Origin of the sequence: Neotamlana laminarinivorans (assembly GCF_020523925.1) — a bacterium.
Classification (GTDB): Bacteria; Bacteroidota; Bacteroidia; order Flavobacteriales; family Flavobacteriaceae; genus Neotamlana; species Neotamlana laminarinivorans.
The window spans coordinates 235,195-248,405 of record NZ_JAJAPW010000002.1 but is presented as its reverse complement, the minus strand read 5'-3'; the positions used below and the strand labels follow the sequence as shown (position 1 = coordinate 248,405).

8 protein-coding genes are annotated in these 13,211 nt (G+C 32.9%); 3 read left to right on the top strand and 5 right to left on the bottom strand.

What is annotated here, in order from left to right; translation table 11 throughout:
* Positions 1-7 precede the first annotated feature (7 nt).
* Positions 8-2,425, bottom strand: a complete 2,418-nt coding sequence (locus tag LG649_RS04875; protein WP_226541687.1) for a TonB-dependent receptor — start codon at positions 2,423-2,425, stop codon at positions 8-10.
* 107 nt (positions 2,426-2,532) lie between these two features.
* The gene (dinB, locus tag LG649_RS04870; protein WP_226541685.1) at positions 2,533-3,630 is read right to left on the bottom strand and encodes a DNA polymerase IV; all 1,098 of its coding nucleotides are present in this window, start codon (positions 3,628-3,630) and stop codon (positions 2,533-2,535) included.
* Positions 3,631-3,706: 76 nt separating this feature from the next.
* Here dinB and LG649_RS04865 point away from each other — a divergent pair, with 76 nt between their 5' ends.
* Positions 3,707-4,174: a CYTH domain-containing protein gene (locus LG649_RS04865; RefSeq protein WP_226541674.1), complete on the top strand. Its 468-nt coding sequence runs from the start codon at positions 3,707-3,709 to the stop codon at positions 4,172-4,174.
* A 2-nt stretch (positions 4,175-4,176) separates the two neighbouring features.
* Entirely contained in the window at positions 4,177-4,716 is a 540-nt protein-coding gene (locus LG649_RS04860; RefSeq protein WP_226541671.1) for a YciI family protein, read from the top strand.
* 9 nt (positions 4,717-4,725) lie between these two features.
* On the opposite strand, the gene LG649_RS04855 is transcribed toward LG649_RS04860, so the two are convergent.
* From LG649_RS04855 to LG649_RS04845, 3 genes are all read right to left on the bottom strand, one after another.
* The gene (locus LG649_RS04855) at positions 4,726-5,037 is read right to left on the bottom strand and encodes an antibiotic biosynthesis monooxygenase family protein (protein WP_226541668.1); all 312 of its coding nucleotides are present in this window, start codon (positions 5,035-5,037) and stop codon (positions 4,726-4,728) included.
* Positions 5,038-5,120: 83 nt separating this feature from the next.
* Positions 5,121-10,847: a GEVED domain-containing protein gene (locus LG649_RS04850; RefSeq protein WP_226541665.1), complete on the bottom strand. Its 5,727-nt coding sequence runs from the start codon at positions 10,845-10,847 to the stop codon at positions 5,121-5,123.
* A 182-nt stretch (positions 10,848-11,029) separates the two neighbouring features.
* Positions 11,030-12,073, bottom strand: a complete 1,044-nt coding sequence (locus LG649_RS04845; protein ID WP_226541651.1) for an isoaspartyl peptidase/L-asparaginase family protein — start codon at positions 12,071-12,073, stop codon at positions 11,030-11,032.
* Positions 12,074-12,267: 194 nt separating this feature from the next.
* Between LG649_RS04845 and LG649_RS04840 the strand changes: the two genes are divergently transcribed.
* Positions 12,268-13,200 (top strand): OmpA family protein, encoded by a 933-nt coding sequence (locus LG649_RS04840; protein ID WP_226541648.1) that lies wholly within the window; start codon positions 12,268-12,270, stop codon positions 13,198-13,200.
* The last annotated feature ends 11 nt before the right edge of the window (positions 13,201-13,211 follow it).

The window sequence follows — 13,211 nt, the reverse complement described above, 5'->3', positions numbered from 1 at the left end:
AGTTGTTTTAAAATTTATTGATTGTATAATTGAGTTTTAGATAAAAAGCACGCCCTGGTTTTTGTACAGATCTGTTGTCGTAGGCTGCTTTATCAAATATGTTTTTGGCATCAAAGCTTAGCACCAATTTTTTATCTGGAAAGATGTAGCTAAAGCCTAAATCTTGTATAAATTGTTTAGGAATTACAAATTCATCATAACCAGTGTTATTATCTCCTGGAGGGTTTAAATACAAAAATTCATCTGTAAAATAGTTGCTGTAATAAAGGTTTAATCTAGATTTATTTTGGATGATATTTTTGAAAGAATAGCGTAAACTACCATTTATTGTAAATAGTGGTGTATTAGGTATATCTACGGTGTTTCCAAATCTATTTGTGTATTCTAAGGTAAGACGAGAAAGGTTGAAATTTAAGCCAAAATTGTTTTTATAATTATAGCTAAGTTGAAGCTCTATACCTTTTGAAGTGGTTTTATCGTCAAAATTTGCGTATTGTACAAGTTCATCGTTTTCCCAACTATTTTCGCTACTTGCTGGTAACCCAATTAAATCTTGTATATTTCGGGCAAATAGATTGGTAGAAATTGTAAAATCGTGTGAATTTATTTTAAATTTCCCAAACCGAAATCCTAAATTAATATTTTTACTAATTTCTGGTTTTACACTTAGGTTAGCTACCACGTTATCTCCAGCATCGCCAAAAACTTCTATTTCACTAGGCAGTCTAATAGCTTTTTCGGCAGAAGCTAAAAGTGTTACAGTTGATTTAAAGGCATACGATCCTGCAAGGCCAAAGCCATTATAATTTTTATTACTGTTATAAACTGTTTTTAAAACTTCGGTTTCATCATCATTAAATTCTGGTGATGTGTTTAGTACTTTTTGTTGGTAGTGTTTACCAAAAATATTGAGTTTAAGTTTATTTTCGAATGTATTTAATTCGTAACTTAATGAGGTTATATTTTTGTACAAATCGCTTGTAGATTGAAACGTATTCTCTAGCAAAGACACCATTTCGTCTGAATCTTCTCTATCAAGTCCACTGTAAAAGTGATTAACTAAAACTTTATGGTTATTATTTATTTTATACGAAACTCCTGCTCTTACAGATGAAACTTGGCGTTTTATATTAAGTAATGTTGGACCTTGCTCGCTTTGTGAGCCCCAAGTATACTCATATTCTTCACCTCTAAAATTCGTTGCTCTATTTCCTGTCCAGCTATAAGCAACAGCTGTAGTATCGTTAACCACTCGGTGGCGTTCACCAAAAAGCCCTGTAATGTTTACATCTAACCCATTGGTTAAAAAATCTTTTTTAAGGTAAACAAGGTTAGCCAATAAGGCATCTGACTCTAGAAAACGACCTTTATAAGGTATTTTGTTTACAAAGGCACCGTGTTGTACTTGTTTGTAATCATCAGAACCTGTAACACCAATAAAAAATTGATCAGCCCATTTAACGTCTGTATACCCTAAATTTAAAACACTACCATAGGATTTATAAGCATCATAAAAGCGTCTTGCTGTTATAGGTGTTTCAACACCACCAATACCAATATCAACTATAGTTGGGCCAGATATTTTGTAATTGTTATCAGAATAATTATAAAATGCAGAGGCTTTTACTGTAAATCCAGATTTTTCGTCGCGATATAAACCATTAGCATTTACTTGTAAGGTATTAAAAGAGCCGTATGAAATAGAAGCATTAAAATTAGTTTTAGATCCTGTTTTCATTACTATGTTTATGGCGCCACCAAGGGCATCATCAGCTAAATGTCCTGGAACAACACCTTTGTAAATTTCAATGCGTTCTATTAATGCTGGAGGTATACTATTTAGGTTAAATGAAGAACCATACATAGATATTGGAATGCCATCAATAAAAATACTAACCGAGTTACCAGACAATCCGTTTAAACTGTATTCTACATTAGAGCCTAAACCGCCATTTTGTCTTAATTTTACCCCAACCGTAGTGTTTAAAAGTTCGTTAGTTTGTACATTTCGTAGGCTTGCTTCTTTTGTTTCTATTACATTAACAGAAAAACCTTTGTCTTCAATTTTCCTTTTTTCTGTTTTTGTTTGTACTACAACTTCTTTTAAATCTTGATAATCTGTTAACTCAAGAACGATATTAATAGTTTTGTTTTTAGAATTTAAGAGAATGTTTTTTGTTTGGCTTTTAGCATTTAATGAACTAAAATTTAGTGTGTAATTACCAAATGGTAAGTTGTTTATAGCAAACTCTCCATTTACGCCAACCGAAGCTAGTTTTTCAATAGCATTACCTTTAATAATTATAGATGTGCCTAGTGCTGTTTCATTATTGTCAAATATTACATAACCATTAATAGTTCCAGTTTGTGCAACCAGATTTATGTTATAAATAATAGCAAATAAAAAGAGTAATTTTTTAACCAAATCTTATAATTTTTAGACAAAATTAACTTTATTTAGACTAAATCCAAATTAAAATAAGAAAAATAAAAATTTGTAGATGCTAAATTTTTAAAGAAAATTTACAGGAGTTAAAACTCAAATTTAAGTTGTGCACTTACACTTTTTTGTTTAGGAAGTTCTTTTTTTTCGGTATTTAAATTAGATAAGGAAATACCTAATAATCTCACAGAGTTATTAAGCTTTTCTTGGTAAAGTAACTGTTTGGCAGTTTCTAGAATAAGGCTTTTGTCGCTTATAAAATAAGTTAAGGTTTTGCTTCGGGTTTGCAGCGTAAAATCGCTGTATTTTATTTTTAGTGTTATGGTTTTACCTGCTACTTTATTTTTTTTTAATCGCCTTGATACTTCGTTTGCAATATGCTCTAATTTTTCTAGCATAAATACTTCGCTAGATAAATTTTCACTGAATGTACGCTCTGCAGCCAGACTTTTTCTAATACGGTATGGTTTTACTTCACTATAATGTATGCCTCGAACAATGTTAAAATAATATCGCCCAGATTTTCCAAAATTTATCTCTAAATACTCTAATGTTTTTAGTTTTAAATCGGCTCCAGTAAAAATACCTTTCTGGTACATTTTTTCGGCAGTAACTTTACCAACGCCATAAAATTTTCGAATATCTAATTGTTCTAAAAATTGAATAACTTCTTCTGGGTTCACGGTTTTTTGTCCGTTAGGTTTGTTATAATCGCTCGCTACTTTCGCTATAAATTTATTTATAGAAATACCAGCTGAGGCTGTTAGGCCAATTTCGTTAAAAATACGCGCTCTAATTTCTTTTGCAATTAAAGATGCGCTAGGGTTTCCTTTTTTATTTTTAGTTACATCAAGGTATGCTTCATCTAAAGAAAGTGGTTCAACCAAATCGGTATAATCAAAAAAAATACGTCGTATTTGTTTCGAAATTTCAGAGTAACGCTCAAAATTAGGTCTAACAAAAATGAGTTCAGGGCAAAATTTTATGGCTAAACTGCCAGACATGGCACTCTTTACTCCAAATTTTCTAGCTTCATAGCTCGCAGCACTAACAACGCCTCGTTTACCTCCACCACCAACAGCTATTGGTTTTCCTTTTAATTCAGGCTTATCCATTTGTTCTACAGATGCATAAAACGCATCCATATCTACATGAATAATTTTTCGTAAAGGTAAATTAGTAACCATACAACAAAATTATATTAATTTTGAATAGCATATTATAACTAATAAGTAGAATTTATAAAATAACAGTGCGTTTTTTATGATTGAAATAGAGCGTAAATTTTTAGTAAAAACAGAAGCATTTAAAACAGAAGCTTATAAGCAAACGCGGTTGGTGCAGGGGTATTTAAATTCTCATAAAGATCGAGCGGTACGAGTACGCTTAAAAGATGATTCTGGTTTTTTAACAATAAAAGGAGCTTCATCTTATAGCGGAATGTCTAGGTTTGAGTGGGAAAAGGAAATTAGTAAGCATGAAGCCGAAGCTTTGCTAAATATTTGCGAACCAGGAATTATAGATAAAATTCGTTATGAAGTAAAGGTTAAAAACCATACTTTTGAAATAGATGAGTTTTTTGGTAATAATCAAGGTTTAGTTGTGGCTGAGGTTGAATTAAAGTCTGAAAGTGAAAGTTTTGAAAAGCCACTTTGGTTAGGTAAAGAAGTAACTGGAGACGCTAAATATTACAACTCTCAATTAATTAAAAACCCATTTAAAAATTGGTAAACATGAAATATATACTAGCGCTTTTAGTTATAATAATAGGCTTTACAGGTTGTAAAAATGATGTAAAAAGCGATAATTTAAATTTAGATGAATTAACCGAAACGGATTCTATTCAAGAGACTGTAAATGAAATTAAGGAGGAACCCATAGAATTATCTGTTTCCGACATAAAAAAAGAACTTACAACAAAAGGTTTTAAAACTTTTGATTATGTAGATGAAGAAACAAAAGACACTGTACTAATGCAGCAATATTTTATGGCATTTTTAAAAGAAGGGCCTATTCGCGGACAAAACGAAGAAGAAGTTGCCGATTTACAAGAAGCGCATTTAGCACACCTAAAAAAAATGTACGACTTAGGTTATGCTGATATTTCTGGACCTTTTGATGATGAAGGTGATATTCGTGGAGTTACTATTTATAATGTGCCAACAAAAAAAATGGCAGATAGTTTGGCAAGTGCAGACCCAATGGTTAAAGCAGGACGTTTAGAAATTGAAATACACCCATGGTGGGCAGCTAAAGGTTTTCCTTTACGATAATTTTATTATTTAATTTTTAAAAAATTCGTATTCCCGTTCTACTTTACAAATTCTAACCTTATACCAGCTGTACCAATTTACTTTGCCTAATTTTTGAGCCAAAACATGGTCTGTTTGTTGTTTCCAAGAATTAATATTTTCAAGAGTTTTCCAATAACTTATAGTAATACCTAATTCATTTCTTGCGCTTTCAACACCTAAAAAACCGGGTTGTTTTTGTGCTAAATCTTCCATAGTTTTTGCCATTATTTTATAATCGTTGTCATTATTAGCTCGTATTGAGGTAAAAATAACAGCGTAGTATGGTTTAAAATTTTTCATGCTTACCTTTTATTAAACTGTATAAAAAATAAAAAAACAGCCTTAATTTAAGGCTGTTTTTTTTATTTAATATAAAATATTCTTTAATTATTAATTACCATTTTTTTTGAGGTTTCATTGTTGCTAGTGAAAACTTTAGCAATATATAATCCTGTTGATACATTGGTAGGTACTATAATATTAGTTTCAAAAGATTCAATTTTACTTTCAAAAATAACTTGACCAAGCGTATTGTATAATTGTAAAGCTTTGATTTCCTCGTTATTTATATTATTAATAATAATACTTTTATTTTGAGTATTGTAATAAACACCCAAAGAAGGTGTTGTTAACCCTACTTTATCAGTAGATAAAACTTGTTCTTTACTAAATACAATTTCAAAACGGTTATTTACTTCTTCTTTTTCTATACTCGTAGAAAAACTTGCTTCGTTTAGGTTGTAGTAAGTATTTGTAGTATTATCTTTTATGTAAATATCCATGTTTTCTGGAGCATATTCTACAGATTCTATAGCGATTTCAAAAGATGTATTAGAGTTTGATTTAACACCTAAAGGTAATTTAGTTGTTGTTGTGTTTATGGTATCTATTCCTTGTATTAAATACTTTTCATCTTCAATAACCCAATACGAGTCGAAGGCATTAGTATCTATTAAAGCACCATCATAACCCCAATCGGCGTCTATAGTTGCATTTTCATCAACTGTAACTAATAGTTGTCTGGTATAACCAGTTTCAGAACTAATGTTTAATCTAATTTTGGTACGCGTATCTGTTATAGAATCGTTGGAATTTTTTCCGTCATTGGTTTTTAAAAAGGTTGAATTTAAACTAGACTCTGTAACAAAAATGCGTTGGTTGTTTTTAAAAGTAGTATCACCATCAGATATAGCAGTTATAAAAAATCCTTGGCCTACAGGAATATATCGTTCAGGAGTTTTTGTGTAGGTGCCAGATTGAGAAACATCAGAATGTGAAACAGCAGGAACCCCGCCAGATAAATTATATTGCCCATAACCCCCTTCGTATTCTTTTAAAACGTGTGAACCACCGCCAAAATGTTCCCAAAAATATAAAGTTCCATTGGTATGGGTGTTTTCTAGAATAAAAGTATTTCCATCTATTGCAGATGGATATGGGTTACCTACTAAATAATCGTTTCCAGCATTAGTAGTCAACGTTATGGTTCCGTTGTTTGGTGTACCATTAAAAACATAATTATTTTCAGAAGATACTGCTCCTGAACCATAGCCTTTCATAGTGTAACCTTCGCCAATATTTAACTGACCAGTACTTTTTACTTGCTGCCAAGCATAATAATTACCGCTGGTTTTGTTCGCGAATTTCCACATCCAGTATTCGGCAATTTCTACAGGAGTTGTAGTTTCATTTCCATTGTATCCACCAACAAAATTAAAGCTTTTGGGGTTGCTTGCATCAGTTCCATCTAAAAGTATACTTGATATAGAGAAACTTTCATCCCCATCAATATCTGTGTTTGGATTTATGGTGTGTACCGGAGACGACCAATAATTGTAAGTGTATAAATTTACAGTACCTTGTTGGTCTCTCTCTAAGGCTCCAGTTCCTACTAATGTGCTATTTTCTGTTTGTACTAATTGAGATTCTCCTTGTAAATCAATAATTCCTTCTAGGTTTAAATACCAACTATTTTGTAATTCTACATCATTATTTATTTCAAGTTTAACCCCATTGTCTATAATTAAACCAAGAGTTCCATGTCTTTCAGAAGTTGTTAAATTATGCTTAGCATGCACGATAGACCAGTCTTTGTTATTAGTCTCGTCGGTAATATCCCAAACATCTCCATGTAACCATGTTGCTTCTGTACTCCAATCACCATCAGCTACAGTTTCGTATGGTAGTGGGGCTGTTTGATAGTAAATGTTTTTTATGTTGTATAATTTAGCTCCTGTGCTAACATCAATAGTTGTGGTGGTTTTATTATCGGTTATATCATTTTTAAAAGTATCCATTTTATAATACTTTATTAATGATGTGTTAAACGTAGTTGCTATGTTGTAAGGAATTATGTTACCGCTATCAAAGGTGTTTGTATCATCTAATTCCTGATACACCATTTTTTGGATTTCATCTGTAGTTAACGCAGCATTAAAAACCCTAACTTCATCTATTTCACCTTCAAAATAATTTGAATCTGTGTTTGGGTTTCTTCCAATAGTAAAGTTTGATGTGTCTGTTGGTAAATTGCCTGAGACTCCCAGACTGTTAATAAGCTCCCCGTTTATGTATTGGTTCAAAGTTCCGTTAATGCCATCATAACTAGCGGCTACGTGTATCCAGACACCTTCTGTAAGGTTAGATGTTGTTGTAGTAAGACCGTTTACAAACGCAGTAAAACCATTTCCGTTTTCTAACCTTAAAATAAAACTATCTTGACCTAATATAACACGCTGTCCGTTAGCTCCTGGTTCTATTTTAATCCAGGCCATTAGTGTTGCACTTGGCCACGCATTAATAATGTTGTCATCTTCTATATAGTCGTTTCTACCATCAAAAAATATAGTATAACTTCCATCTAAATCTCTTGGAGAGCCAAATATGGTATTATCTGTATCGAAAGCATCTAAAATACCATCGCCATCAGAGTCGGTATTACCATCAATTACACCATCGTTATTAGCATCCAGATGTGCATAAATTTCTGTAGTATCGATGTCACTTCCATTTAAAAAATTGTTAGGATTATCTTCACTATCAATATCTAGATAATTTGGAATACCATCGCCATCATCGTCTAATGGTGTAGGGTATGCATTTGCAGTTCCGTGGTCAGAATCATCGCCATCATCATCATTATTGTCAGCAAGATTCAAAATACCATCACCATCGTAAATATCATTATCTATAGGGTCGCCGTTGGAATCCAGAACTTCCTTATCAGAGCCATCCCCATTTCCATCGCCATCGCCATCAATATCTCCTCTATTATCGTATTCTACCGTATCGAAAACCCCATCATTGTCTGAGTCTAAATCTAAATAATTTACAACGCCATCCCCATCGGTATCGTAAATGGGGTCTGTTAAATCAATGGGAGTTCCTAATGAACCAGAAAAACCAGAATCGCCAGGGTTTAAGCCGTTGGCATCTTGATGATCATAGATATCTATTAGCCCGTTACTATTGGCATCAACCCAGGCATAGGCACCAGTGTCGTTGTTAACAGTTCCGTCTTTATCATTATCTGTAAGAAATAATTCTACAACGTTGGGAATACCATCATCGTCGTTGTCTAAATCTATAGAATCCTCAACGCCATCACCATCTAAATCGCATAATTCTTGATATACAAAAATATCATCGATAGCTAAATCGTTTCCTAACCCTCCAGGAGCTTCATTAGAGAGTCTTACTTTAAAGCTGGTATATGTTGTGCTAAATGTAGCACTTACACTTACCCAGTCTCCTGTTACATAATTAGAGGTTGGTTGGATGTCACCAGATGATTGTGAAGTGATAATATTATCTGTAGGATCTAAAATTTCAATTAACACAGATGGTCTTTCCCTAGAGCTTATTCCTGGTGAATCGGCACGATCTAAGTTTATTGCAGAGAACCCATAAGTTATATCTACTCCAGAGTTAACCCCTGTTATGGTAGTTTCATAAAAAACACCAGGATCAGCTTCTGCGTTAAACATAGCCATCCTACCATTAGTGTCTCCAGTTGTATGGTCTAAACCTGGATACCAATATTCATCTGCCCAACTTGCTACCTCTCCGTTAGGTGTATTATTTATTCCATCACCGTTTGCGGCTTTGTAATAAACTACATATTCTCCATCGTTTAAACTGGAGTTACTGTTACATGAGCCCGTGCCGTCTTCATAGCAATAGGTTGCCCCATCGATTGTTTTTCTATCCGTTCCAGCACCAAAATCTTCATTTAAATAAGTGGTTATAGTTGTTGTTCCTGAAGGGTTTAAAATACATGAACTTTGTTCGTATTCATCAGTTAAACCGTCGTTATCATCATCTATATCAATATTATCGGGAACACCATCGTCATCAGTATCAGGAAATGTTTGATCTCCATAGCCTTGAATTACAAAATTATATGGGTTTTCGTCGGCATCATTATTATCAATAGAAATTATTGCTGATACTGGAGTATTTGGGTCTGCAACTGATGGATTGAAAGTTACAGTAAATGTTGTAGATGCGCCACTTGATAATGTTGTAATTGAGGGTTGAGCACTTATTGTAAAATCGGTACTTCCTGAAATAGATACAATTGGTGAGCCAGTTAGGTTTAAATCTGTAGAACCGTTATTTGTTATTGTATAAGTTCTAGAGGTTGTTACATAAATATCGTTTGTGCCAAAATTGGTAAAATTATCACTACTGGTAGTGGTTGAGCCATCTGTAATAATATTTCCGTTTCCTGTAATATCAATTTCTGTAGGGCTTGTAGGGTTTAGTTGTATGTCTACTAAATAATCTTCAAATTCTTCAGGTTGCCCATCTGTATTACCACAGGGGTCTGTTGAATGCCAGTAACGCCTGGATCCGACACGCATTACCGTATTGCCTGTAGTGGCAGCACTTGAAATTGTAAAGTTTAGATTTCCTGTGCCTTCGCCACCAGTATTTGCAGCAAGTTCTCCTGTATCATTAAAGTCGCCGTCTTGATTGTAATCTATATAAATAGCCCACCCCATGTTGTTTCCATTTACAGTGATTGAACTAGTATAGGTATTATTTTTATAAACTTCTAAAGCTGGAAGTGTTGCTGTAAAATCGGCGTAACCTCCATTATCGCCAGTTGTATTATTGATAAAAGAACCCGATTCTCCTGTTGCGCTTACGTTTGTAATGTAATTAGAGCCGTTAGTGGTTGATGTTGGAGTACAATGGTTGAAGCTATAATTAACAGTTACATTTACAGTTGCTGAATCACAAACACCACCTGCATCACATAACTGGTAAGTAAAGCTGTCTGTTCCTACAAATCCAGCATCTGGAATATATTCGAAGATACCATCAGTTATTTCTGTTACATTTCCGTTTGTTCCATTTGTGTTTAAAGAATAATCATTACCGTCTGTTCCATTGGAAGTGCCAATATTATCATTAGTAGATACATCTATTTGATTAGTTGTTCCTGAATTACTATTTGAATAAACACTCAAATTGTCATTGGTAGCTACAGGATTTGAATTGCTAATACCTATTATATTGATGTTGTAATCTTCAAACTCTCCAGCTTGGTAATCATTTGTACATGATGATGTTGCAACACTATTGTGCTTTAAAGACAGTCGCAATCTTGTAATACCTATGCTTGCTGTATTCGGGATTGTTACAGAAAAAGAGTGTGTTCCTGATGTTGTTGTAGGTGTCGCTGTTGCTGAATAGACTTGTTCTCCTGTATCATCAAAATCTCCATCGTTATTATAATCTATCCAAAGAACTAAGCCTGTTGTATTATATGAATTTGTAGCAAAATCGACATCTACAGAATAGGATTGATTAACATTTAAGTCTGTAGTTGCTGAGTAAAATTCATAATTTGAGGCAGTTCCATTCGAAGCATTGTCTATACTTCCAATAGTTATATTTGTAATATGGAAAGAACTGTTATCGCCCAAGTTATTAGGGGTGCAATACTGAGCATGAGTATTATTGATACTATAAACAACAAAGAAAAAACTTAAAAAAGTTTTAAATAGAAAAGATCTGGTTTTTAATATTTCTTTTTTAAAAATAAAAAAAGAATAAGATACACGATAATAATCGTGTTTGGTTAAGTAGGATTGTTTCATAATATTTTTTTTGGGGACTAAAAAATAAATCAATCAAAACTAATTATTCTTTATGGCGGGAAGTAAAATTTAAGATAAAATGCAGATTTTTGGGGTTGATTGAACAGGGTTTTACTTGTCTGATTAATAATTGCTTATGTGTACTGTTTTTTTTGTGTACAATGCTATGTTTATTTCTAGTATTAATCGTTTTTAAAAATACCAACATAAAGTTTGCCTTCACTGTTAATAGAGGCTCTGTACATGCCTGCTGTGTTAAACTGAAAAGAAATGTTTCCTAACTTATCAACAGCAATTATACCTCCACTGCCTTTTTTGTTACCAATATTTGGTAGTTTTTCTTGAATTACGATTTTACTTGCCTCTTCTAAACTTAAGTTTTTATAGTCCATAAGTGCAGAAATGTCGTGTGCAACCATTCCTCTTATAAAATATTCGCCCCACCCGGTACAAGATACAGCGCAAGTGTTATTGTTGGCGTAAGTTCCAGCTCCAATAATTGGAGAATCTCCAATTCGTCCCCAGCGTTTGTTGGTCATTCCTCCGGATGAAGTTCCTGCGGCTAGATTACCGTGTTTATCTAGGGCTACACAGCCAACTGTTCCAAATTTGGAATTTTTTATGTCTTCGTTATAAAAAGTAGATACTTCATTGTTCTTTATCCTTTTTAAGGATTCTAATCTGCTTTTAGTTGCAAAATAACTTGGTTCAACAATATTAAGTCCGTGTTCTGTAGCAAATATTTCTGCACCTTTGCCCGAAAGCATTACATGAGGCGATTTATCCATGACTATACGCGCTAAATTTATAGGATTTTTAACTGTTCTGGTTCCTGTACTAGCACCAGCATTTAAGGTTTTGCCATCCATAATAGAAGCGTCGTGTTCGTTATATTCATCATGAGTATAAACGGCACCTTTACCTGCATTAAAAAGCGGTGAGTCTTCCAGTACATTAATGGTGTTTTGAACAGCATCTAAGCTTGTTCCTCCTTTTTTTAAAATGTTATAACCTACTAAAATAGCTTCTTCTAATTTTTGTTCGTAAGCAACACGTTTTTCTTCAGATAGGTTTTCAGGTTTTATAGTTCCTGCCCCACCATGTATTGCTATTGAAAATTCAACTTTAGGCTCAGGAATATTAACATCTTTGTTAAGGTGTTTTGTGTCCGTTTTACAGCTAAATATAAATAATACAATTATTAGAAAAGGTTTTATTAGCTTCATTTTAATTATCAGGTTTTTACAGTTTAAAGTTAATAATTTATTTTATCTAGTTTATGCATAACAATTATTAAAGAGAATGAAATAGAGTTGAACTTAAATTAAGTGACTTTTTAAAGTTGAATGTTTCTAAATAATGTTAAAAAATGTTAATTTTTTTTAATATATTGAATGCGAATAATTTAAAACACAACTACATGAGTAAAAAAACAACTTACCTTTTGGGTATTTTGCTCACAATTATTATTGGTACTTTATTGTATTGCTATTTATGCGATAGTTGCTATTGTTGTCCGAAAGAAGAAACAGAGCCCACTAAAGTTATAACCAATGCAGAAGCAAATCCCAATGTTATTACTGTAACCCGCAATGCATTTGCTATTACAGAACCAAACGGAGATTTTAAACTTAATGTTAACGATAATTTTAATTTTAAAACATCGTCTTTTTCAATTTTAGATTCTGTGTCGCCTAAAGTAATTTCTGGCGTTTCTAAACTGAAAGATTTTTTATTAAAAAATCCTTTAAAAACAGTAAACATTACTGGCTTTTACAAAAGCGATGAAACCAATAACTCTGCTTTTCCTAATTTAGGATTAGCTCGTGCTAATAGTGTTAAAAACTATTTTGTTACACATGGTATTCCATCAAAACAATTGGATACATATGGTAAGCTAAACGACGTTATTGTACCAGATGGTGCTAATACTTTATTTGGTCCTATGTCATTTAATATATTAACGCATAGTCCAGATGAGGTTGATGAAAAGTTGCTAGCGTCTTGCGATTCTATTAGAAAAAATCCTATTGTGCTTTATTTTAAGACAGGGCAAGCTCAAATAAATTTAACACCTGAACAACGCCAAAAAATAGCAGATATTTCACATTGTGTTGATAAACTTGGAGTTAAAATATTAGTTGTTGGGCATACCGATAATACAGGAAATGCACAAACTAATTTAAATCTAGGACAAGGTCGTGCAGATTTTGCAAAGTCTTATTTGGTGAGCAATGGTATTTTAAGCGATAATATTGAAGCTTCTTCGAAAGGGCAAACAGATCCTATTGCAAGTAATAATACCGAAGAAGGTCGAGCAAAAAATAGAAGAACAGTAATTACAATTAACTAAAAAATTAAAAT